The following is a 23300-nucleotide window of genomic DNA, read 5'->3' as shown; positions in this document are numbered from 1 at the left end:
AGGCGCTTCGTGCCATATCGGAAAGGCATGGACCCCGGTCTGCAATTACGGATATGCCAATCCTTGCAAGGGGTGACAATGACCAAGGGGGTGTGGAAGTGTCTGTCGAACTATCCATCCTGATGGTCGCCATCTGCTTAGGCGCAGTACTTCAGGTCGGGGTAGGGATCGGGTTCAGCATCATTGCAGGCCCGCCAATGATGATCATGTTGGGTACCTCGACAGCCGTGCCCGTTTTATTGCTGTTGAACACCATTGTGTCCGTGGTCGCCACTGACCGGCGCATCCTTGCGATCGAACGAAAGACAATCCTCATCGGCATTGCCGGGTGCCTTGTCGGTGTGATCGCTGGCTTGGCAATCTACCCGTTTCTAAGCGAAGTGTTCGTTCTGACCCTGACGGCCTGCTTGCTACTGACCGGGTTGATTACAACCCTTATCCCGTTTCACCGCGCCATTGGTACGGCGGGTTTCTCAGCCGTGTCAGGGTTATCCGGGCTTGCAACCGTTTGGGCAGCGACGCCCGGGCCCCTGATGGTGTTCGGTCTGATTGCGAAAGGTCATCAGGCCAAGGAAGTCGCAAAGCTGGTCCAACCCATTGCTCTGGTCGCCTATGGCATCGCGTTCTTGCTGCATAGCTTGTCTTCGGTGCAGACAAACCCGTTCGGGCCGCAGTTGTGGGCGTTCGCTTCGGTTACTTTGGTCGGTAGCCTGATCGGCCGCGCCATCGGCCCGTACTTGCCGCAACCACTTATCACTGCAGCAATTCGGCTGGTTTCGCTGATTGCTTGCTGTGTTCTCTTTCAACGTGCCTATGCGATGGCTTATCTCTGAGGGGCAAATGATGACACGCACTGATATACTGGCCCAATTCCCACGCGCTAAGCTCATGTCCGGTCCAACGCCGCTGGAGCGCCTGAACAAAATGTCCAACGAACTGGGCATTGATCTGTGGCTGAAACGCGATGACCTGACGGGGCTTGGTTTTGGGGGAAACAAGACACGGCAGCTCGAATTCTATTTCGGTGACGCCATACAGCAAGGCGCTGATACTATTCTGATCACAGGTGCCGTCCAATCCAACTATGTGCGTTCCGCCGCCGCAGCAGCTGCACGGTTGGGCATGCAGTCGGTCCTGCAATTGGAAGAGCGTGTGCCAGACATGGCCCCCGACTATTACACCTCGGGGAATGTTCTGTTGGCCAAAATACTCGGCGCGGAACACATGAGCTATCCTCTGGGTGAGGACGAAGCCGGCGCAGATGCAGCCCTGCATGCGCGCGCGGATGAGTTAAAGGCACAGGGGCGCAAGCCTTACGTCATTCATCTGGGGCTACATCACCCTCCGTTGGGTGCTTTGGGGTATGTCGCAGCGGGTCAGGAACTGTGCCAGCAGATGCGTGATTTTGATGCGGTTGTCGTGCCGTCGGGCAGTGGGGCGACACATGGTGGCTTGCTAACCGGCGTCGCGCTGTCAGAGGTGTCCGCGCCGGTCTTCGGTGTCTGCGTGCGTCGCGACAAAACCCAACAGCATGCGCGCATGGAAACTGTCCTGCAAAAGCTGGCAGATTTGCTGGGCATCGAAGCGGACCCTCTGAAAGACAGAATTGAGGTTATGGACGAGGCCTTGCCCCCGGGTTACGGAAAGTTGAGCGCCAAGACACAAGCCGCATTGCAAAAGATGGCCCGGACAGAAGGAATATTCCTTGATCCCGTTTATACCGCAAAGACTTTTGCGGGGCTGTTGCATTTGGTTGAAACAGGGAAAATTCAACAAGGACAGAAGGTTGTCATGCTGCATACCGGCGGATTGCCTGCGCTGTTTGGTTACCAAAGCGAGTTGTTGGGCAGCCTGCAGTAAGACGGCCTGCTGCTTATGGGGTGGCGTCTGCAAGCCAATCCATAATTTTCAAAGCAGCCGCATTGCTTTGCGCGCGCTCTGTCAGGCACACGAAGTACCCCCGTTCAGTATTTAGGCGCCGTGACGTCACCGGCGTCAATTGCCCAAGGTCAAAATGGTCCTGCAACAGTGTTTGCCATCCCAGGATCACACCATCCCCGTTCAAAGCAGCCTGCAGGTAGACCATGAAGCTAGTGAATTTCCGCTCGGACACTGGCGGGGGCGGTGTAAGGCCAGTATCTGCGAAGAACGTATTCCAGTCGTCGGTGTGATTGCCCATTGTAAGATGGAGAAGCGGGCTTTGCGCCAGGGCCGCCGGGGTGTCAAGGATGGTGTTCGCGACTTCAGGATGCGCCACTGCAACCATGGTTTCCTGAAAGATCAGGCGGTGCCTGACCCCCGGCAACCTGTCCGGTTGGTCAAACGCAATGATGATGTCGGCATCAGGCCCATATGCGTTGTTTTGGTCCCGGGAAATCAACTCGACCGAGATTTCGGGATGCGCGGTACGAAAGGCGGGCAGGCGCTTCATCAAGTAACAGCTGGCGAAGCCGATGGTGGTGTTGACGGTGACAACATCTTTGTCCGGACGGCGGCAAATCTGTTCTGCCGCGCTGCTAACCTGTAGAATGCTGCTGGCAACGGCGCGGAACAGAACTTCGCCTTCGCGTGTTAATGAGACGTTGGGGCGGGTCCGATTTAACAGTCTGACGCCAAGTTCCGTTTCAAGCGCGGCAACGCGGCGGCTGATCGCCGGTTGCTGAACATTCAGTTCTTGCGCGGCACGCGTAAAGCTGCGGTGTCGTGCAGCTGCCTCAAAAGCAGTAAGTAGTTTCCAATTTGGCGCGGCCATATCATTCCTCAATGGAATGTCGAGTATAAGGTTTTTCGATCTTCCCGGAAAAAACAAGCAGAATTAGCATTCTTGAAGAATAACAGCATTCCAAGAATGAGGTGCGTCATGAAAGTGCAGATAGCAGTTCATAGTGATCCGCAATCACGGATGCAGGCCGAAGCATTGGATCCGCCGTGCCAGACGCCGGATGAAGGTTTTTCTGAATGAAAACCACGGGTGTCATCCTGTTAAACAAAGGTGTGCCATGACCCGACCCGCCCTTTGTCGGTTGGCCCGCTTTGTGGTCGACGATCCGCTTATGCCCGACCCGGATACCCTGGCCGTGCTGCGCGATGGGGTGATCGATACGCTGGGCTGCATTCTGGCAGGTGTAAGAACCGAAGTGGCCTGCAAAACACGCGCAGCGGTGCAAGCTATGTCAGTGGAAGGCAGAACTGAGGTGTTGGGTGCCAAAATGACAACCTCGCGCCCGCATGCCGCGTTTCTGAATGCAGTTGCGGGACACGCGCTGGACTTTGACGATTGGGAACTGCCCGGCAACACGCACCCGACCGTTGTTTTATTTCCCGCGATGCTTGCCGTCATGGGGTCCAGGGCAACGGGTCGTGATCTGGCGCAAGCCTATCTGGCGGGGTTCGAAGTCATCGCACGTCTGGGTGAGGCGTTGAATTTCGAACATTACGACGCTGGCTGGCATTCTACCGCGACTTTTGGGGCTCCGGCCGCTGCTGCAGCTTGCGCGCGATTGATGGGGCTGGACGCATCGGAAACGACCCATGCGATGTCTCTCTCAATCAGTGCGATTGGTGGATATACCTGTCAGTTCGGCTCTAATGCCAAGCCGGTTCAGGCGGGGTTCGCTGCACGAGCAGGGGTCGAGGCCGCCTGTTTGGCTCGCGCCGGTGTCACCGGTCAAGCACATGTGCTGGATCATGAGCGGGGGCAGGCGGTTTTGATGGGCGGGCTTGTGCCTGATCGGTTGCAGGCGGCGCTGGGCAAACTGGGAACGGGATACGCTCTGGCCGAATACGGGCTGGTTCTGAAACCCTGGCCAAGCTGCGGGTATACCCATCGGATCATGACCTGCGCACGTCGCGTTTATGGCCGGATTGATCCGACGAAGATCACCGCGATTGACCTTTATGTGCCCGATTTTCACGCCGCCGTGCTGCCATTCGTGCAACCCAGGTCCATCCCAGAGGCTCTGTTCAGCCTGCCATTTGTAGCGGCCATGGGGTTGGTAAATGGTAATTTGACGCATGCCGATCTCACGCAGCAGGCGTGGAAGAAGCCGATGATTGAACGCCTGATTGGCAAGTCTCGCGTGCATGCTTTTGCGCCCAATCAGTCCGGTCAAAACTATTCGGCCAAGGACCCAGACCGGCTTGTGGTGACGTTCCAAGATGGGCAGATCATCGAGGAAAGCTGCAGCTTTCCCACAGGTGCGCCGCAGTCGCCGATGTCACAATCACAGCTTTGGGAGAAGTTTGCGGCCAATACCGGGCCAGTGCCCGAAAGCTGGGTCGAAAAGTTGCGGATCTGGCCCGAGCTACCTGCCGTGTCCTCGTTGTTCTGCCGTCAGGGAGAATACGCATGAGCCGCGTAAGATCAGGACGGGCCGCCCGCAAAGCTCAGCGAAAGGGTGGGGCGGGAACTGGCCCAACCACCGCGATCTGGCCGGGCATCGAAGGTGGGCGATATCGCCCAATCTCAACTGAGGGGATTGCGGCCATCCACAAAACCACACTTCGCATTCTGGCCGAGATTGGCATGGCCAACGCGACGCCCCGCTGTGTCGACACCGTCGTTGCTGCCGGGGGATTGGTTTCGGATGCTGGTCGGCTTTTGTTTCCGTCCAAGTTGGTGGAGCAAGTGTTAACAACGGTTGGCCGAGGTTTCACGTTGTACGGTCAACGGCCGGAATACGACCTTGATCCCAGCGGTACGCGCATCCACCTTGGTACCTCGGGCGCGGCGGTCCATATCGTCGACAGCGCGACAGGTGAGGTGCGCGACAGCACGCTGAAGGACCTGCACGACATGGCGCGGTTGGCCGAAGCGCTGCCGAATATCCACATGTTTCAGCGCACCGTGGTCGCCCGGGATATTCCTGACCCGCATGCAATGGAGATGAGCATGGCCTTCGCCTGCGCAGCGGGTACCGCCAAGCCAATCGGAACGTCCTTCAGTTCTGCCGAAACAATGCGTGAGGCGATTGAGATGTTCCATATGATTGCGGGCGGCGAAGCGGCTTGGCGGGCAAGGCCGTTCTGCTGTGTTTCCACGTGTTTTGTCGTGCCGCCCCTGACTTTTGCTGCCGAAGCACTGGGAATAATCGAATGCGCAGCCGAGACCGGGACACCTTTAAAACTGGTGTCGGCAGGGCAGGCGGGTGCGACAAGCCCCGCGCCTTTGGCGGGCGCTGTCGCTCAGCAAACGGCCGAGGTTCTAGCCGGGTTGGTCTATCTGAACCTGCTGAATCCCGGGCACCCGGCGTTATTTGGTGCCTTGCCCTTTGTCAGCGACCTACGCACCGGCGCGATGTCCGGTGGCAGTGCCGAGCAGGGCGTGCTGATGGCGGCCTGTGCGCAGATGGCGCAATATTATGGCATTCCCTGTGCGGTGAGCGCGGGGATGACGGACAGCAAGCTGCCAGACTTTCAGGCAGGGTATGAAAAGGGCATCACCGAATTGCTCAGCGCGTTGGCGGGGGCCAATCTGATTTACGAAGCCGCTGGCATGTACGGCTCACTTCTGGCGGCGAGCAAGGAAAGTTTTGTCCTGGATAACGACCTGATTGGATCGGTGATGCGTGCGACGCGCGGGTTTGAGATCACTGAGGATGCGCTCGCCTTCGATGTGATCCGCGACATGTGCCTGAAAGGTCCGGGGCATTTTCTGGGCGCGAGTCAAACCCTGGGCCGTATGCAAAGCGACTATTACTATCCCGCACTTGCGGATCGGACGACGCCACAGGCGTGGTCGGATGCGGGATCACCCAGCCTGATCGATGCCGCACGCGCCCAGACCGACGCAATTCTTGCCGGTGATTCAACGCCCGTGTTCGGGGCAAAAACAGCAACCGACATAGCGCAGCGATTTCCCGAGATTGGCAGGTATTTTCCATGAGAATGAGCGACGAAACTAACCCTTGGATTTCACTTCTTAAGTTTACTCAAAATCCGATCCAGCACCGCCCGGACCTGCGCCCCGATTTGTGGTGCTTCCGAGGCACGGGGGCCGGCGATGTTCAGAACCGACACCGGGTTTGCCTGCAGCCACTCACTGACATGCGCGGCACTGGTCGCTATTCCTTTTCTGACATCGACGGTCAGATGTAACTTTCCAGCTTCTTCAGCGAAAACAATAGTTTGCTGCGTGCCGGGGCTGATTGAGCCATCCACAAAGATCAAGGTAGCATCGCTCGATAAGACATTGCAGCGAGTGCGTTCCACAACGTCTTCGGATTGCGTTTCGGTCAGACCGTCGAATTGGGCCGGAATCCTTCCATCCTCGTTCATGCGCCCTTTGGGGACCCAGCCACCGTATGCAAAACCGTTTTGGCGTGCGAACTCCAAAGCAGCCATATCTACGCCAGTCTGTCCACCTGAGACAATTTTCATGACCCACGCCCCTATTTGTTGTGGTCTAGATTAGTCAGGTTGCCGGGGTACCGCAAACCGGCGAAATTCAAAGGGCTGGAGGTATTCACCCCTTGCGCGAGACGGATTTTGAGCGGTTCATGGGATCGTCAAACTGTCACCTGAAGGTCGGTTTGTCGCCTTGGACGCAAATGCCGTACGGTCAGAGTGGTCCGAATTTGTCCTGCAGTTCCTGTACGGCTCTCAGGTAGTGCAAGAGGAACTGGGGGCTTACCGGGCAGTTCCCGCAACAGAACCAGAGAAGTGCCCGCATTCAAAAAGGCTAATATGGCATGGCGATACAATCTGACAACAAGGCGGTCTTTCTGACGGGCAGCCTGATGGGGCACGTGACCCGGATGTCCTTGACCACCAGTATTGGTCTTATGGCAATTTTCGCCGTTGATTTCGTCGACATGATTTTCATCTCGATGTTGGGAAACGATGCGCTGGCCGCAGCTGTTGGCTATGCCGGGACGCTTTTGTTCTTCACCAATTCGGTGAATGTTGGCCTTTCGATTGCGGCAGGGGCCCTAGTCGCTCGGGAACTTGGCGCCGGGCGGCACGAACAAGCCCGCCAATTTGGCACCAGTGTGGCCGTTCTGGGCGCCGTCGTCGGGTTAATCGTGTCTGTAATCGTCCTGTTCAATCTGACGTTCTTTCTGTCGCTTCTGGGCGCAGAAGGCGAGGTGCTGCGGTTGGCTGCCCGCTATACCTCGATCATTTTGCCAACCATGTGGGTGATGGCTGTGGCGATGACCGGTATGGCGGTTCTGCGCGCTTACGGAGATGCCCGGCGTTCGATGTTGGCCACGATTTATGGTGGTGTGGCAAACGCCGTGCTGGACCCGATCCTAATTTTTGCTGTCGGGCTGGGGCTGGATGGGGCGGCCATCGCATCGGTGATTGCGCGTATTTGCATGTTGATCGCGACGGTCAGACCGGCGGTGCGGGTACACCGCGGGTTTGGTCGGCCCTCTTTGCAGCAGCTTGGGGCGGATATTCGTCCGGTCAGCGCAATTGCCGTACCTGCCGTTCTGACCAATATCGCCACCCCCATTGGTAATGCCATCGTCATTCGCGAGATTGCACAGTTCGGAACGGATGCGGTGGCTGGCATGGCCGTGATCGGGCGGCTATTGCCCGTGGCATTTTCGGTCATTTTTGCCCTGTCCGGGGCCATCGGACCTATTGTCGGGCAGAATTTCGGGGCGGGGCAGTTCGACCGCGTAAAGCAGAGTTTTCTGGCCGGGGTCAAATTCACCGCTGTTTATGTCTGCCTGATGGCCGTCACCCTATTCTTATTGCGCGCGCCGATTGCCGATCTGTTTCAGGCGCAGGGGGAAACGCGCACACTGATCTACCTGTTTTGCGGGCCGCTGGCCTTGGCGTCGTTCTTTAACGGTGTGATCTTTGTTGCGAATGCCAGTTTCAACAATTTGGGTCACCCTGTGTATTCGACTTGGGTGAATTGGGGGCGGCATACTTTGGGCACATGGCCCTTTGCTGTGGCCGGTGCCTATATCGCAGGGGCACCGGGGGTCCTGCTGGGGCAGGCTTTGGGTGGCGTGATCTTTGCGGGGATCTGCTGGGTTCTGGTCCGCCGGGTCGTATCAAAACTGGCTACGCCGCAACCGATGGACCCGTTTGCCGGGCAGACCCGATTGCAGGCGCTGTTTGGGCGGCGAGGTTGGTAGATCAATCAGTTGCCCTGATTGCGCGCCTCTAGCCGTTCTAGGTTGACGACAGTCGACAGCATCAGCCGGTCGTGGCTCCAATCCTCGGTCTGTTGGATCGAAGCGGCACCGAGGCCCAGCACCAGTGCAAACAAGATGGTCAGGCCTAGGAACATGAACGGCATAGATGAGTTAACCGAAGGCGCATCGGCCAGTGCGATTACGCGTTGCCGCAGAACCCGCTTAGCTTTGCCTCCCGTAACCAGAGCAACATTCAGCACACGCGGGCTGCCGCGCACAACTGTTCGGGCGCAATAGTCCAAAAGACAGCTGGTGTAATCCTGCGTGTCGATGCCTTTGCGGGCAACGACCGATTGATCACAGGCCAACTCACGCAGGCGGTCGAACTGGTATTTCAAGACCAGATAGGCGGGGTTCCAGAACAGAAGGGGGCGCAGCAGTTCGAACCCCAGCTCCCACTCTACATCACCGGCGCGGATGTGTTGCAGCTCATGCGCAAGGGCAAAGCGCATTTCGTGCGGGGAATCCAGCAGATGGCTGGGCAGCACTACATGGCGTCGACGCAGGCCGCGCACAGCAAAGGGAACGGCGATACGGTCGGACAGGCGAATGTCCACCTTGGCAGAGCGTCGCCACAGAAAGCTGGTGTTCACTGTCTCGCGGATCGACAGCCCGTCGCGGATGACGCGCAGGGTATAAATCAACGCTGCCAGCGCCAGCAGCGCAAGGATCACCAAAACAACGGGGTGATCCCCGCTGAACAACACATCGACCCAACGCTGGCGTGTGTTCAGCAAAGCTTCGAACTGGGTGGCTGGCATGGCAATGTCACCACGCAGATAAGCCGCCACGGCGATGTCACCGATGGCTACAGTGCCTTTTGCCGGGGTGTGAGTGGCCAGCACGGACACACCCAATGCCAGAACGGGGCTGAGGACGACGCACAGGCAAAGCGCCTTGAGCGCGCGCAGTTGCGCCACAAATCCGTGGCTGAAGGATGTTCTGGACAGAATGCCTCGGGCTGCCAGCCACACAAGCGCGGCTAACCCAAGGACCAGATTCAATTCCAGATACGCGTCGAGAACCGGTTTAACCGCTGTCATTTTGCAGTCTCCTCTCTACCAGTGCTCGAATTTCCTCCAGATCGGCTTCGCTGAGCCCTGCGTCGTCAACCAAACGCGCGACCAGTGTGGCGGGCGTGTCGTCGAACAGGGTCCGCGACAGGTTTTGCAGCGACCGCGCCTGATATCTGTCCTTCTCCAGCAGCGGCGTATAGATCAGCGTCTTTCCATCCTTGCGGCTTTCGACAAATCCTTTTTCATCGAGAATACGCAGGATGGTGGCGCCAGATGTATAGGCCAGATTGCGTTCGGCTGGCAGGCGATCAAGCACGTCACGGACCGAGCCCTGACCCAGCGCCCAGAGCTCGTTCATGAACTCAAGTTCTACTTCGGTCAGCAGGTTTGTTGTTTTTTTCTTTCGCATCGGTCTTTCGTGTCGCATTTTTTAGTATGCCTGACAGACAAGCATCCTTTCGCTGTTTCGCAAAGCTTAAACTTTCCAGAAGACGAAGATGCCCCAGCCGACGGACAGAAAAAGTGGTGTCCAGACCGGCTGACCCACCAGACCAAGCCAGGCCAGAAAGATATAGGCTGATCCCAGCAGGGTGATGAACAGCCGGTCGCCCAGCGTGGTAGTCAGGCCTAAAACACCTCGTCGTTCGATGCCGTCGCGGTACTTGAAACCTTCGAGAACGCCGATCAGAGCAATGGCCGAAAAGATGCCTACGAATACGGCCAATGTGGCCGGGGTCCAGGCCATCCAGAAATCGGGCCACAGGGGTGCGGTCCAGGAAAAGCCTTTTTCCTCTTGCTGGCCGACATTGCCCCATCCGGCCTGAGCCTGTGCAAAAGCCGTCGAGGGCAGGAAGGGAAGGATGAGTAGCAATTTTCGCATTTCGAACCTCATACACGACCCATCGCGAAACCACGCGCGATGTAGTTGCGGACAAACCAGATGACGATGGCGCCGGGGATGATGGTGAGCGTTCCGGCGGCGGCCAGCAGGCCCAACTCATACCCCGCGCTGGACGCGGTGCGGGTCATCACGGCTGCGATAGGTTTGGCCTCGACCGCGGTCAGGGTTTTGGCCAGCAGCATCTCAACCCATGAGAACATGAAGCAAAAGAACGCTGCGACGCCCACGCCCGCTTTGATGTTAGGCAGGAAGATGGTCACGAAGAAACGCGGGAAGGAATAGCCATCGACATAAGCCGTCTCATCCAGTTCCTTCGGGATGCCACGCATGAAGCCTTCCAGAATCCAAACCGCCAGCGGCACATTGAAAAGGGTGTGGGCCAGCGCCACGGCCAGATACGTGTCGAACAGGTGGATCGACGAATAAAGCTGGAAGAACGGCAGGGCGAAGACCGCCGCTGGGGCCATACGGTTGGTCAGCAGCCAGAAGAACAGCTGTTTGTCACCCAGAAACCGATAGCGCGAGAACGCATAGGCTGCAGGCAATGCCACGCAGACAGAAAGAACCGTGTTCAGAGTCACATAGGTGATCGAGTTGATGTAGCCCCAATACCATGTTGGATCAGTGAAGATGGTGATGTAATTTTCCAACGTAAAGGTCTGGGGAAACAGGGAAAAACCCGACAGGATCTCATTCGTGGTCTTGAAGGACATCGCCACCAGCCAATAGATCGGTAGCATCAGGAACGCGATATAGAGGATCGGGATGATGGAACGCTTTTTCATTCTGCGTCATCCTTTGTCATCAGAGTGTAGAATAGCCACGACACAAGCAGCGTGATGGCGAAATAGATCAGGCTCATCGCGGCCGCAGGACCAAGGTCAAACTGCCCCAGCGCGATCTTCACAAGGTCGATCGAAAGCAAGGTGGTCGAGTTGCCGGGGCCGCCGCCGGTCAGAACGAATGGCTCGGTGTAGATGTTGAAACTATCCATGAACCGCAACAAGACTGCGATGGTCAGAACCGTTTTCATCTTGGGCAACTGGATATAGCGGAACACCGACCACGGGGTGGCACCGTCGATCTTGGCCGCTTGGTAGTACGCATCAGGGATCGACACGAGCCCCGCATAGCACAGCAAGACCACCAGCGAGGTCCAGTGCCAGACATCCATGACAACGACAGTGATCCAAGCCGAGATTGGCTGTTGGGTCATGTCATAATTGATGCCCAAAACGTCATTCAGAAAGTAACCCAGCAGGCCGATCTGGGGCAGGGTGAAGATATTCCACATCGAGCCGACCACATTCCACGGGATCAGCATCGGTAGCGCCATAAGCACCAGACAAACCGGCACCCAGAACCCTTTGCGTGGCATTGACAGGGCCACGATGATACCCAGCGGGACCTCGATGATCAGGATCAGGAAGGTGAACAGAAACTGCCGCCCTAGTGCGGCCTGGAATCGGTCAGATCGCAGGATTTGTTCAAACCAACCAAGACCTTCCCAGAAGAACTGGTTGTTGCCGAAGGTTTCCTGCACCGAGTAGTTGACCACGGTCATCATCGGCACCAGCGCGTTGAACGCGACCAGCGCCAGAACGGGCAAGACAAAGAACCATGCCTTTTGGTTTTCGGTTCTCATTGCACCCGCTCCTCGGTTGCGATCCAGCCGTCGCGATAGACGCGGGATTGTTCAGGTTTAAATTGCAGAAAGACTTGTGATCCGGCCTCGGGCACGTTGTGTTCGGTCACAGCCTTAAGGGCCGTGTTCCCGACCATCGCACTGACAACAAAGTGGCGGCCGATATCGGCCACTTTGGTCACATGCGCCGGGATGCCGGTGTCCCCAAAACCCACATACTCAGGGCGGATTCCCAGGTGTGTACGGCCTCCGTCACCAAGGGTGGGACCTTCCAGCATCACCTCGTGGCCTTCGAACACGGCGCGGTCGCCTTTGGCCTCGCAGGGCAGGACATTCATACCGGGTGAACCTATAAAGTGTCCGACAAATGTGTGCTGGGGGCGTTCAAACAGTTCGACTGGAGTGCCGATCTGAACCACTTCGCCTTCCTGCATTACGACGACTTCGTCCGCGAAAGTAAGCGCCTCGGTCTGGTCGTGGGTCACATAGATCATCGTGGCCTGCACGCGCTGGTGCAGTTCTTTCAGCTTTGACCGAAGTTTCCATTTCAGATGCGGGTCGATCACCGTCAGCGGTTCGTCAAACATCACCGCGTTTACATCATCGCGCACAAGACCGCGCCCCATCGAGATTTTCTGTTTGTTGTCAGGGCTCAGGCCCGATGCGCGGGTGTTGAGCATATCCGTGACGTCCAGCATTTCGGCAATCTCATCCACGCGACGTTTGATTGTCGCTGGGTCCACGCCGCGGTTTTTCAGCGGGAAGGCAAGATTTTCACCCACCGTCATCGTGTCGTAGATCACCGGGAACTGGAACACCTGCGCAATGTTGCGTTGATCGGGGGGCAGGGAGGTGACGTCGCGGTCATCGAACAGAATCTGCCCCTCGGACGGCGTCAACAGACCCGAGATGATGTTCAGCAGAGTGGACTTGCCGCAGCCCGACGGGCCGAGCAGCGCGTAGGCCCCACCATCGCGCCAGGTCACATCGATTTCCTTCAGCGCGTAATCTTCCGGGCCTTTTGGCGTTGGCATATAGCTGTGTCGCAGGTTTGAAAGCTTGATCTGTGCCATGTCAGGCCACCCTTTTGCCGTCTTGGCCGAAATACCGGCAATGCGCCGGGTTCATGTAAAAGCTGTGATCCTCACCGACCTGATAGGGATGCACACCGGCAGCCAGCGAGACCCACGCTTCATCCCCATGTTGGAAATGCGCGCTGGAATCGGAACCGGACAGTTCAGTGACGATCACACGACCGGTCAGTTCCACATCTGCGTCCGAGGTGCGGACCGGGGTTACTCGGTGCGGACGCACAGCAACCATGTATTCTCCATCAGCCATATCCGTAACGGTCCAGCCGCCCCCGCCCGCCAGTTGCGCCTGAGCGCCAGTGACCGAGACTCGAGCCACATTGATTGGCGGGTCCGAGAACACCCGCGCAGCGGCGATGTTTTCGGGATTGCGATAGATATCAGCGGTTGGGCCGAACTGAGTAACGTGGCCGTCTTCCATCAGAGCGGTGTACCCACCTAACAGCAAGGCCTCTTCTGGTTCCGAGGTGGCATAAACCACGACGGCACCTCGACCTGCAAACAGGTCTGGTAATTGTTCGCGCAGCTCTTCGCGCAATTTGTAGTCAAGGTTCGCCAACGGTTCATCCAGGAACACGGCGCGGCTTTCTTTCGCGATGGCACGGGCCAGCGCGGTACGTTGTTGTTGCCCGCCCGACAGCTCATGCGGGCGACGGTTAAGCATCGGGCGCAATTGCAGCAGATCGGCGGCCTCTTCCACGCGGCCCTCGATCTCGGATTGCGCCATACCAGCCACGCGCAGGGGCGAGGCGATATTGTCGAAAACACTCATATGCGGGTAGTTCACGAAGAACTGGTGTACCAAGCTGATCTGACGCTTTTGCGTGTTCAGCCGTGTCACATCCTGCCCATCCATCAGAACCTTGCCCGAGGCGATCGGGTCCAGCCCGGCCATCATCTTGATCAGAGAGGTCTTGCCCGAGCCCGTCGCGCCCAACAGCACGTTGAAATGGCCCGTTTGCAGCGTCAGGTTGGTGGGTTTGATATGGATGACGTTGCCAACCCGTTTGGTGGCATCTTGTAATTCGATCATGTCCGTGAGTTCCGGTCCTTCAGTGCATCGCACTGGTCTTTGGGGTGGGGATGCCTGAACCGGCACCCCCGGGGTTTCAATGGTCTATTGAGCCTGCCAGCGCTGAACCAGTTCGTCATAGTTGACGGTCTGGCCTTGCGGTTTTTCGTTCTCAAGCTTGGCCTTTGGCGAACCCTCTTTTTCCAGCCAGAAGGCAGGATCCTGCGGGTCGTTCAGGCGTGGACCACAACCACCGTAGACACCGGCGCTTTCGTCCGCGGCCTGCATACGGGCCATGGTGATGTCCATCTCTTCAGCCAGACGATCCATCGCCTCTTGCGGGGTAAACGCACCCGAGTTCACGTCACCGATCTGCTGCCACCAGATCTGGGCCAGCTTCGGATAGTCCGGCACGTTGATGCCGGTGGGCGACCATGCCACACGGTCAGGCGAGCGATAGAACTCGACCAGACCACCCAGCTTGGGTGCGCGCTCGGTGAAGGACTCGTGATTGACCGAGCTGTCGCGGATGAAGGTCAGACCCACGTGGGACTTCTTCACATCGACAGTCTTGGAGGTCACGAACTGGGCATAGAGCCAAGCCGCCTGAGCACGATCCGCAGGGGTCGATTTCAGGAAGGTCCAAGACCCCACGTCCTGATAACCAACCTTCTGGCCTTCTTCCCAATAGGGGCCGTGCGGGCTGGGTGCCATCCGCCACAGCGGCGTACCCTCGTCATCCACGGTGTTGTTACCTTCGGATTTCGGCTTCACCATGTCGGCAGTAAAGGCGGTGTACCAGAAGATCTGCTGGGCGACGTTGCCTTGGCTAAGCGCTGGTAGCGACTGGTAGAAGTCATAGGACGCCGCACCCGGAGGCGCATATGCCCGCAGCCACTCATCCCATTTGCGGATCGCATAGACCGCAGCCGGGCCGTTTGCAGCTCCACCGCGTGATACCGACGCACCAACGGGGTTACAAGTGCCCGCTTCCATGCGGATGCCCCACTCATCAACCGGAATGCCGTTGGGCTCGCCCACGTCACCGGCACCGGCCATTGACAGCCACGCATCGGTCATACGCCAACCAAGGTCAGGTGCGCGTTTGCCGTAGTCCATGTGGCCATAGATCGCCACTCCGTCGACTTCCTTCACGTCATTGGTGAAAAATTCGGCGATGTCTTCGTAAGCAGACCAGTTGACCGGAACACCCAGGTCATAGCCGTACTTTTCTTTGAACGCGGCTTTGTTGGCTTCGTCGTCGAACCAGTCCTTGCGGAACCAGTAAAGGTTCGCGAACTGCTGGTCAGGCAGCTGGTACAGCTTGCCGTCCGGACCGGTGGTGAACTGAATGCCCATGAAGTCATCCAGATCCAGCGTCGGCGAAGTTGTCGCCGCCCAATCGCCAGCCATCATATCGGTCAGCGGATAGGCCAGTTGCAGGCGCGAGTGGGTGCCGATCAGGTCACTGTCGTTGACATAGCCGTCATACAGATTCCGGCCGGTCTGCAGCTGGGTTTGAACCGCCTGAACCACTTCGCCTTCACCGAGAATCTGGTGGTTGACCTTGATGCCAGTGATTTCCTCGAACGCCTTGGTCAGGACCTCGGATTCGTAAGAATGTGTCGGGATGCCTTCGGACAGGACGTTGATTTCCATGCCAGCGTAAGGCTGTGCAGCTTCGATGAACCACTGCATTTCCGACATCTGTTCGTCTTTCGACAAGGTCGATGGCTGGAATTCGTCGTCGATCCAACGTTGTGCTGCGGCTTCGTCGGCCCAAACGGGACCGTGCCCCGCAATGACGGCAGCCGCCGCCACTGCGGAAAGTAGATGTCTCCGCATCTGTCTCCTCCCAAAAATTATGGTTGTCCGGCGCTAACCGGATGACCGACAGCATCAGCGATTTTCTGCGCACCTGTCAAACTAAATTTTTAGTAAATGATAATTCCGCCGGTTTCGAAGGGTTGATTTATCCTCGGTTGCCAATTTCTGAATTCGTTGTAAGCTGTCCTTACAATTATAAAAAATGCCACTGACCACCGTGGCGAATTTACTGAAAATCTCTTTGACGCATGGGGGTAAGTGATGTCCCGAAGCCTGTTGAAGTACACGCGTGTTCTGGAAATTGTCGGTGACACGATCAAGGTTCGGGTGCCGATTGATGGCGCGCGCGACCCAGCCGTTCGCTTCAACGATCTGGCGGTGATCGAGACGGTGGATGGCCGCAAAACTCTGGCTCAGGCGATCTTAATTGATCGGGACGTGGTGACGTTGCAGGTGTTCTCGGGCACCAAAGGCATATCCACCGAGGCGACGGCGACCTTTCTTGGCCACCCAATGCAGACGCCCTATTCGGCCAACATTTTGGGGCGCGTGTTCGACGGGGCGGGGGTGGCGATCGACGGCGGACCCGACCTGACTGCCGAGCCGCGCATCGACATCGGTGGTCCCACCGTAAACCCGGCCGAGCGTGCGGTTCCCAACAAGATGATCCGCACGGATGTGCCGATGATCGACGTGTTCAACACGCTTGTCGAAAGCCAGAAAATCCCGATTTTCTCGGTCTCAGGTGAGCCGTTCAACGCCTTTCTCAGCCGAATCGGTATTCAGGCGGATGCCGATATCGTGGTGTTTGGCGGGCTGGGATTGATCTTTGATGACTATTACACGTTCCGCACCTCCTTTGAGGATGCGGGCGTGTTCTCGCGCACCGTGATGTTCGTCAATCAGGCGATGGACCCTCTGGTCGAACGCTTATTGGTGCCGGATATGGCATTGGCCGTGGCCGAGAAATTCGCGGTGGAAGAGGGCAAGCGCGTGCTGGTTCTGATGACTGACATGACCGCTTTCGCCGATGCGATGAAAGAAGTGGGGATCAGTCAGGAACGCGTTCCATCGCAGCGCGGATATATGGGTGATCTCTATTCGCAGTTGGCGCGCCGGTACGAAAAGGCGTGTGATTACGCCAAGGGCGGGTCGGTCACCGTGTTGACCGTGACGACAATGCCAGGCAATGACGTGACCCATCCGGTGCCGGACAACACGGGCTATATCACCGAAGGCCAGATTTACCTGCATTCGGGTGTGATCGACCCGTTCGGCAGCCTGTCGCGCCTCAAGCAAAATGTAGTTGGTAAGACGACCCGCGAAGACCACGGGCAGATTATGAACACGATGATCCGGTTTTATTCGGAAAGCCGGGACGCCGCGCAGAAGCAGGCGATGGCCTTTGACCTGTCGGATTACGATCACCAACTGCTGAAATTTGGCGCGCTGTTCCGTAAGCGATTTATGGATATCAACGTCTCGATCTCGCTGGAGGATGCGCTGGATCTGGGCTGGAAAACGCTGGCTGAGTGTTTTGCCCCAGAACAATTGCTGATGAAGCAAGCTCTGGTCGACAAATATTTCCCAAAGGATGCCGATGGCGCGGTTGCAGCTGAATAAATCGTCGCTCGCCCGCGAGCAGACGCAACTGAAAAGCTATGAGCGGTTCCTGCCGTCACTGGACCTCAAGCGCCAGCAATTGATGGCGGAACGTGTAAAAGCCCGTGAGGAGGTGAGACGGCTAGAGGGCGAGGTGCAAGAGCTGGCCCAGCAGGTAGGGGCAAAGCTGCCAATGCTGGCACAGCAAAGCGTCGATCTGGACGGGCTGGTGGAACTGAAAGACTACAGGATCAAAGAGGTCAACGTGGTGGGCGTCAAGATGCCTGATCTGGACCGGATCGAGGTTGCTGTGCGCCCCTATTCGCTGTTGGCAAAACCCCATTGGGTGGATGCCGCGGCGCAGTTGCTGCATGACATGATCGAGGCGCGCCTGCGGGTCAAAGTAGCCGAGGAGAGGGTCAGGATTTTCGACAAGGCTGTTGCCACGATCACGCAGCGGGTGAACCTGTTCGAAAAGGTTCTGATCCCGCGCGCCAAGGCCAATATCAAGAAGATCCGCATCTACCTGAGTGATGAGCAGATGCAGGCCGTCGTCCGCTCGAAAATCTCCAAGCGCAAACATGCGCAAGAGGCGGCGTCATGAGTATTGCGCGTCTCAAAAAGCTCTCGCTGGTAGGACGGGCAGCGCAGAAAACCGAAACGATTGAGGCGTTGCAAGCACTGGGGTGCATGCATGTATTGCCACTGGCCCCGCCACCATCTGAGCCGGAAAAGATCAGCGCGCGCGGTGCAAGAGATGCCTATAAGGCGTTGCGTTTCCTGACAGATGTACCTGAGCCACGCCGCCAAATTCAGCGCGACACGGACTTTAATATGGATCAGTTCGTCAAGGATGTGCGCGACCTGATGCAGCGCAGCCGCGACATGACAGACAGGCGGGATTTTCTGGCCGATCGCATTGCGAAGGTGCGACCGTGGGGCGATCTGGATTTTCCGCCCGATGACGTTCTGGCGGGCAACCGGCTATGGTTCTACCAACTGCCGTTAAAGCGTCGAGATGCTTTGAATGACCTGACGCTGCCCTGGGCGATTCTGGAGCAGGATCATCGGTTTATTTATGCCGTTCTGATCTCGTCGGATGAGCCCGCAGGCGACATTCTGCCAGTGCCACGCACCCATACGGGGTCACTGCCCATTCATGAGCTGGAAGCCCAGTTGGAAGAGGCAGAAATTGCCATCGAAGCGCTTGAGGCCGAACGGGTCGCCCAGACCCGCTACTTGACGCTGATGCGGCGTAACCTCTCGGTGGCCGAGAGCGCAGCAGAGCTTGCCCATGCGACGCAGAAAGTGCGCGACGAAGAGGAGATGTTTGCCCTTCAGGGCTGGGTGCCAGAAGATCGCGTTGATGCCGTGTTGGACATGGCGAAGGGTAAGGACGCCGCGATTCTGATCGAGGACCCAGGCCCCAAAGACTCGCCACCCACGCTGTTGGAGCAGCCGGAAAAACGTAACGCTGCCGTAGATTTGGCGCTGTTTTATCAAGTGCCGGGTTACAAGGATTGGGACCCAAGCGTCATCGTCGCCGTTTCCTTCGCGTTCTTCTTTGCCATGATTGTGGCTGATGCGGGGTACGGCGCGATCATATTGCTGGGCTTGCTGCTGTTTTGGAAACGAATGGACGGAACTGCAGGGCAGAAATCATGGCGTCGGTACGGATTGATCATTTCGGGCGCGACGATTGTATATGGCGTTCTGGTGGGCAGTTTTTTCGGTGTGTCACCGCCGGAAGGGTCGATCCTCGCCAAGGTGAAACTGCTCGATCTGAACAATTTTGGTGCCATGATGATGGTCTCGATCGTTGTGGGAGTTCTGCATCTGGTGCTGGCCAATGCACTGGCCGCCCAAGCCGCCTGGGGTCAGCGCAAGGCGATTGCCAATCTGGGCTGGATCGCTGCACTGATTGGCGGATTTGTTTTGTGGCTCAGCTATATGAAGGGAAACTCTGTAACACCCGGTGCGGTGATCCTTAGCGTGGGTGTTCTGGCGATCCTTTGGTTTTCCAGCGATCGCCAGATCAACAAGCCAATCGATTGGTTATGGCGTCTGATTGGCGGCATCCAAGCCCTGGCCGGAGCGATGGGGGCGTTTGGTGACGTCCTTAGTTATATGCGCCTGTTCGCGCTGGGCTTGGCCTCAGCCTCGCTGGCGATCACATTCAACGATCTGGCGGTGTCAGTGATGCACGCGCTGAAGGGGCCCGGCATCCTGTTCGCTCTGCTGATCCTGATCGTCGGTCACGCCCTGAACTTCGCCCTCGCGATGATGAGCGGCGTCGTCCACGGGCTGCGTCTTAATTACATCGAATTTTTCAAATGGGGTTTGCCGGATGAAGGCATCGTCTTTCGCCCGTTTGCCCGCAAGGAGGTTCAGGAATGAATGAGCTTGTTCTTACATTGGGTTGGCTGGGGATTTACGCACCGATGGCACTGGGGGCGGCGGCAAGCGCCATTGGCTGCTCCATTGCTGGTATGGCCAGCATCGGCGCCATGACCGAGACCGAGGGGGGCTATGGCCGGTTCGTCGGCGTTTCGGCCTTTCCGTCGACCATGGTGATCTATGGCATCGTCATCATGTTCACCCTGAACCGTGAGGTGACGCCTGAAAATGCGGGCGGGTTGTTCGGGATCGGCATCTTGTCGGGCATCGCCTTGATGTATTGCGGTATCTGGCAGGGCCGGGCCTGTGCAGCAGCGATCAATGCAACCAAGGAAAAGCCGGAAATCTTCGGGCTGTCGTTGGCACCGGCCGCGATTATCGAAGGCTTTGGCGTTTTCGCCTTCGTCTTTGCCTTGGTCATCAGCGCGGGGATAAGCTGATGGCACAGGATGGCATGATCTCTCACGGTGTTGACGCGCTGATCGACAAGTTGCGCAACGATGGGGTGGCCGCTGGCCAGGCGGATGCAGATAAACTGCGCGCCGATGCCAAGGCCGAAGCGGCAAAGATTCTGGCCGACGCCAAACGCGAGGCGGACGCGTATCAAAAGAAGGCCCGCACGGATTCTGACAACTACCGTGCAGCGGGCGAAGAGGCGCTGAACACTGCCATGCGGGATGCGGTGCTGACCATGAAAGCCGGGCTGACGGACCGCTTCCGCGAAGATGTCGAACGTCTGGTCACCAAGGAAATGGCTGATCCAGACCTGCTGAAGCAGATGATACTCGAAGTTGTGGGCCGTGCGGCAGAAGGCGCCAATCTGGACGGAAAGGTAGAAGTCATTTTGCCCGCGAAGATCGCCACGCAAGAGGATATCAAACAGAATGCCGACGATATCCAATCTGGCAAGCTTACCAAATACGTACTGGGTCTGACCGCTGAAATGCTGCGCGAGCAGGTCGAACTGCACGCCTCGGATGATGCCGAGGGTGGCATACAGGTGCGGGCAGACGATCAAGGCGTGGCTTTGGGTCTGACGGATAAAGCGGTGGCCTCGTTGCTGATGGAGCATCTACAGCCGCGTTTCCGGGCCGTTCTGGAGGGGGTGATCCGTTAGAATGCCAAACCCTGACGCCTATATCGCGCTGATCAGCAGCTTACCGGGGTCGGAGCGGTTGTTTGTCGCCAAACAGCCGCCCTTGTCGCGGTTGCGGCTGGATCGGCGTTTAACGGCGCTGACACCCGAGGATGCGCGCGTTTTGAAGGTGTTGGAGCATGCTTTGAACTGGGGCGACTACGACATCGGGGTAACCGACGCGCAGGCCATTGGGCGCTGCAACGAGGCGTTGCACGATATCTCGCAGCCCACCTTGCGCAAGATGCTTATTGAGCGGATGGACTTGCGTACTGTAGTGGCCGCGCTGCGCCTGCGCAAACAGGGGGTCAGCCCACCTGCCGGATCGTTCGGTATGGGGCGTTGGGTCCGCCATATCCCTGCCAATTGGAACGACCCGAGCTTTCGATTGGAAGGTCCGATGCCTTGGATCAAGGAGGCCCAGCAACTATTGGACGCCGCAGATCCTTTGGGCTTGGAGCGGCTGCTCTTGTCGGTCAGCCACAAGCAACTGAAACGCCACGCTGCCCGCCATTATTTCGATTTCGAAGCAGTGGTGATCTACGTGCTGATCTGGAACATTTTCGACCGCTGGGCGCAAAGCAATGCGCAGGAGGCGGCCAAAAGATTTGAGCATCTGGCCCAGCAGGCCATGGCTAATGTCGCCGATATCAATTTTGACGGAGCTAACGCATGACCGCCCCAACCTCTGCCGAACAGACCGCCACCGCCCGTGTCGTCTCGGTGCAAGAGGGGTTGGTGCAGATACGGGCCAACCATGACGCCTCGGGGCAACCCGGGCAGTTGGTCAAGAACGAAGTGGTCTTTATTCTGCCAACACGCCCCGGGCCAGGTGGGCGGCAGGAACGCCTGAAGGCCGAGGTGCTGCGGGTGCGTGGTGATACGGCGGATGTGCAGGTCTATGAAAGCACCGACGGGGTTGCCGTGGGCGACCCGGTCGAACAATCTGGCCAATTGCTGTCGGTCGAGCTGGGGCCGGGTTTGTTGGGGCAGGTGTTCGACGGGTTGCAATCGCCTTTGCCCAAAGTAGCGGCTGATTTTGGCACCTTCCTGCCCCGCGGGGCCGATGTCGCTCCGCTGGACGATCAGGCAAAATGGTCGTTCAGCCCTTCGATCAAGGTCGGGGATACGGTGACAGCCGGTGACAGCATCGGAACGGTCCCCGAGGGACATTTCACCCACAAGATCATGCTGCCGTTTAACTGGATGGGCGATTACAAGGTCATCTGGGTACAAAAAGGCGCGGCCACGATCCACGACATAGTGGCCCGTCTGGAAGATGAGCAAGGCGGCGAACACACGCTGACCTTATGCCAGAAATGGCCAGTGCGGCGACCTTTATCGGAAAGCATTCTGAAACGCACGCTGTCCGAGCGGTTGTATCCGACCGAACCGGTCCTGACCTCTCAGCGCCTGATCGACACGTTCTTTCCCATCGCACGCGGGGGGACGGCCTGTATTCCTGGGCCGTTTGGGGCGGGCAAAACCGTTCTGCAAAACCTGATCGCGCGCAATGCCAAGGTGGATATCGTCATTGTCGTAGCCTGTGGCGAACGTGCGGGTGAAGTGGTTGAGACGATCCACGAGTTTCCCAAGATGACCGACCCAACCACGGGTGGCAGTCTGATGGATCGTACGATCATCATCTGCAACACGTCGTCCATGCCGGTTGCCGCGCGCGAGGCCTCGATCTTCACCGGTATTACGCTGGGCGAATACTATCGACAGATGGGCTATGACGTGTTGCTGATTGCCGACAGTACCAGCCGCTGGGCGCAAGCGATGCGCGAAACATCCGGAAAACTTGAAGAAATCCCGGGCGAAGAGGGTTTTCCTGCCTATCTGGAAAGCTCGATCAAGGGACTGTATGAGCGTGCCGGAGCAATGAAAACCAATGACAGCGAATTGGGCAGTCTGACGCTTATCGGAACCGTCTCGCCCGCCGGCGGCAACTTTGACGAGCCGGTCACACAGTCTACCCTGTCCACAGTGAAATGTTTCCTCGGCCTGTCTTCGGAACGCGCGTACAAGCGGTTTTATCCTGCGGTCGATCCGATGCTTAGCTGGTCGCGCTATACGGATCAATTGTCCGACTGGTACGACAAAAACGCCGAACCGGGTTGGACCGGCAAGGTCCGCGATTTGCTGGCCCTGATCGAAAAAGGCGAACAGGTCGATCAGATGATGCAGGTGACGGGGGAAGAGGGCGTCACGATCCAAGATTTCGTAACCCAGCAAAAAGCGCTGTTTGTGGATATGGTTTATCTGCAGCAGGACGCGTTTGACAAAGTGGACGCGACGGTGCCGCTGGAACGTCAGAAAATGACCTTCAAGCTGGTCTACGACGTGACCAAATCAACTGCGGAGTTCGCTGACAAGGCCGAGGTTCGGCAGGTGTTTACGCAGGTCACAGGATTGATGAAGAACTTTCACTATGCGGAGGAAAACACACCGGAATTCAAGTCGACTTGGGGGCAGATACAAAATCTGTGCCGCGAGAAGTTTGGTGTCTAAATAGGGA

22 protein-coding genes are annotated in these 23300 nt (G+C 57.6%); 12 read left to right on the top strand and 10 right to left on the bottom strand.

What is annotated here, in order from left to right; genetic code table 11:
- Positions 1-98: 98 nt before the first annotated feature.
- Together ACR0M2_RS02885 and ACR0M2_RS02880 are read left to right on the top strand one after the other, a co-directional pair.
- On the top strand, positions 99-833 hold the full coding sequence (locus tag ACR0M2_RS02885) for a TSUP family transporter (RefSeq protein ID WP_170409264.1): 735 nt from the start codon (positions 99-101) through the stop codon (positions 831-833).
- A gap of 10 nt (positions 834-843) precedes the next feature.
- Positions 844-1860 carry a D-cysteine desulfhydrase family protein gene (locus ACR0M2_RS02880; RefSeq protein ID WP_480703988.1) on the top strand — a complete coding sequence of 339 codons (1017 nt, stop codon included), beginning with the start codon at positions 844-846 and terminating at the stop codon, positions 1858-1860.
- Positions 1861-1873: 13 nt separating this feature from the next.
- Here the strand turns inward: ACR0M2_RS02880 and ACR0M2_RS02875 are convergent, their stop codons facing one another.
- The gene (locus ACR0M2_RS02875; RefSeq protein WP_480703987.1) at positions 1874-2752 is read right to left on the bottom strand and encodes a LysR substrate-binding domain-containing protein; all 879 of its coding nucleotides are present in this window, start codon (positions 2750-2752) and stop codon (positions 1874-1876) included.
- A 247-nt stretch (positions 2753-2999) separates the two neighbouring features.
- Here ACR0M2_RS02875 and ACR0M2_RS02870 point away from each other — a divergent pair, with 247 nt between their 5' ends.
- Positions 3000-4352 carry an MmgE/PrpD family protein gene (locus ACR0M2_RS02870; RefSeq protein WP_170348222.1) on the top strand — a complete coding sequence of 451 codons (1353 nt, stop codon included), beginning with the start codon at positions 3000-3002 and terminating at the stop codon, positions 4350-4352.
- Complete coding sequence (locus tag ACR0M2_RS02865; RefSeq protein WP_480703986.1) at positions 4349-5884, top strand: trimethylamine methyltransferase family protein; 1536 nt, start codon at positions 4349-4351, stop codon at positions 5882-5884. The genes ACR0M2_RS02870 and ACR0M2_RS02865 overlap by 4 nt, the downstream gene beginning before the upstream one ends.
- Positions 5885-5913: 29 nt before the next feature.
- On the opposite strand, the gene ACR0M2_RS02860 is transcribed toward ACR0M2_RS02865, so the two are convergent.
- A complete protein-coding gene (locus ACR0M2_RS02860; protein ID WP_170409275.1) occupies positions 5914-6378 on the bottom strand; it encodes a putative molybdenum carrier protein in 465 nt (154 codons plus the stop codon).
- A gap of 311 nt (positions 6379-6689) precedes the next feature.
- On the opposite strand from ACR0M2_RS02860, the gene ACR0M2_RS02855 reads away from it, so the two are divergent.
- Complete coding sequence (locus tag ACR0M2_RS02855; protein WP_480703985.1) at positions 6690-8093, top strand: MATE family efflux transporter; 1404 nt, start codon at positions 6690-6692, stop codon at positions 8091-8093.
- A 5-nt stretch (positions 8094-8098) separates the two neighbouring features.
- On the opposite strand, the gene ACR0M2_RS02850 is transcribed toward ACR0M2_RS02855, so the two are convergent.
- From ACR0M2_RS02850 to ACR0M2_RS02815, 8 genes are all read right to left on the bottom strand, one after another.
- The gene (locus ACR0M2_RS02850; RefSeq protein WP_226688631.1) at positions 8099-9196 is read right to left on the bottom strand and encodes a M56 family metallopeptidase; all 1098 of its coding nucleotides are present in this window, start codon (positions 9194-9196) and stop codon (positions 8099-8101) included.
- A complete protein-coding gene (locus ACR0M2_RS02845) occupies positions 9183-9578 on the bottom strand; it encodes a BlaI/MecI/CopY family transcriptional regulator (protein ID WP_170348226.1) in 396 nt (131 codons plus the stop codon). The genes ACR0M2_RS02850 and ACR0M2_RS02845 overlap by 14 nt, the downstream gene beginning before the upstream one ends.
- 66 nt (positions 9579-9644) lie before the next feature.
- On the bottom strand, positions 9645-10049 hold the full coding sequence (locus ACR0M2_RS02840; RefSeq protein WP_170348227.1) for a DUF2160 domain-containing protein: 405 nt from the start codon (positions 10047-10049) through the stop codon (positions 9645-9647).
- An 8-nt stretch (positions 10050-10057) separates the two neighbouring features.
- Entirely contained in the window at positions 10058-10855 is a 798-nt protein-coding gene (locus tag ACR0M2_RS02835; protein WP_155139158.1) for a carbohydrate ABC transporter permease, read from the bottom strand.
- Positions 10852-11715: a carbohydrate ABC transporter permease gene (locus ACR0M2_RS02830; protein ID WP_170348228.1), complete on the bottom strand. Its 864-nt coding sequence runs from the start codon at positions 11713-11715 to the stop codon at positions 10852-10854. Before ACR0M2_RS02830 ends, ACR0M2_RS02835 begins: the two co-directional genes overlap by 4 nt.
- Positions 11712-12788 (bottom strand): ABC transporter ATP-binding protein, encoded by a 1077-nt coding sequence (locus ACR0M2_RS02825; protein ID WP_480703984.1) that lies wholly within the window; start codon positions 12786-12788, stop codon positions 11712-11714. The genes ACR0M2_RS02830 and ACR0M2_RS02825 overlap by 4 nt, the downstream gene beginning before the upstream one ends.
- Position 12789: 1 nt before the next feature.
- Entirely contained in the window at positions 12790-13839 is a 1050-nt protein-coding gene (locus ACR0M2_RS02820; RefSeq protein WP_170357763.1) for an ABC transporter ATP-binding protein, read from the bottom strand.
- An 84-nt stretch (positions 13840-13923) separates the two neighbouring features.
- A complete protein-coding gene (locus tag ACR0M2_RS02815; protein ID WP_170348231.1) occupies positions 13924-15663 on the bottom strand; it encodes an ABC transporter substrate-binding protein in 1740 nt (579 codons plus the stop codon).
- A 243-nt stretch (positions 15664-15906) separates the two neighbouring features.
- On the opposite strand from ACR0M2_RS02815, the gene ACR0M2_RS02810 reads away from it, so the two are divergent.
- From ACR0M2_RS02810 to ACR0M2_RS02780, 7 genes are read left to right on the top strand one after another with little or no spacing between them, the layout of a single operon-like run.
- Positions 15907-17268 carry a V-type ATP synthase subunit B gene (locus ACR0M2_RS02810; protein ID WP_480703983.1) on the top strand — a complete coding sequence of 454 codons (1362 nt, stop codon included), beginning with the start codon at positions 15907-15909 and terminating at the stop codon, positions 17266-17268.
- Entirely contained in the window at positions 17246-17851 is a 606-nt protein-coding gene (locus tag ACR0M2_RS02805; protein WP_480703982.1) for a V-type ATP synthase subunit D, read from the top strand. Before ACR0M2_RS02810 ends, ACR0M2_RS02805 begins: the two co-directional genes overlap by 23 nt.
- Positions 17848-19644, top strand: coding sequence for a V-type ATP synthase subunit I (locus ACR0M2_RS02800; protein WP_480703981.1), 1797 nt, complete (start codon positions 17848-17850; stop codon positions 19642-19644). Before ACR0M2_RS02805 ends, ACR0M2_RS02800 begins: the two co-directional genes overlap by 4 nt.
- Positions 19641-20084 (top strand): ATP synthase subunit C, encoded by a 444-nt coding sequence (locus ACR0M2_RS02795; protein ID WP_170348235.1) that lies wholly within the window; start codon positions 19641-19643, stop codon positions 20082-20084. Before ACR0M2_RS02800 ends, ACR0M2_RS02795 begins: the two co-directional genes overlap by 4 nt.
- Complete coding sequence (locus ACR0M2_RS02790) at positions 20084-20761, top strand: hypothetical protein (protein WP_480703980.1); 678 nt, start codon at positions 20084-20086, stop codon at positions 20759-20761. Before ACR0M2_RS02795 ends, ACR0M2_RS02790 begins: the two co-directional genes overlap by 1 nt.
- 1 nt (position 20762) lies before the next feature.
- On the top strand, positions 20763-21455 hold the full coding sequence (locus tag ACR0M2_RS02785) for a hypothetical protein (protein WP_480662243.1): 693 nt from the start codon (positions 20763-20765) through the stop codon (positions 21453-21455).
- On the top strand, positions 21452-23293 hold the full coding sequence (locus ACR0M2_RS02780) for a V-type ATP synthase subunit A (RefSeq protein ID WP_480703979.1): 1842 nt from the start codon (positions 21452-21454) through the stop codon (positions 23291-23293). The genes ACR0M2_RS02785 and ACR0M2_RS02780 overlap by 4 nt, the downstream gene beginning before the upstream one ends.
- Positions 23294-23300 lie beyond the last annotated feature (7 nt).

The organism is Ruegeria sp. BE10, assembly GCF_056538905.1.
Note: the sequence above shows the minus strand (reverse complement) of the source record. Positions and strands in the feature narration are given on the sequence as shown.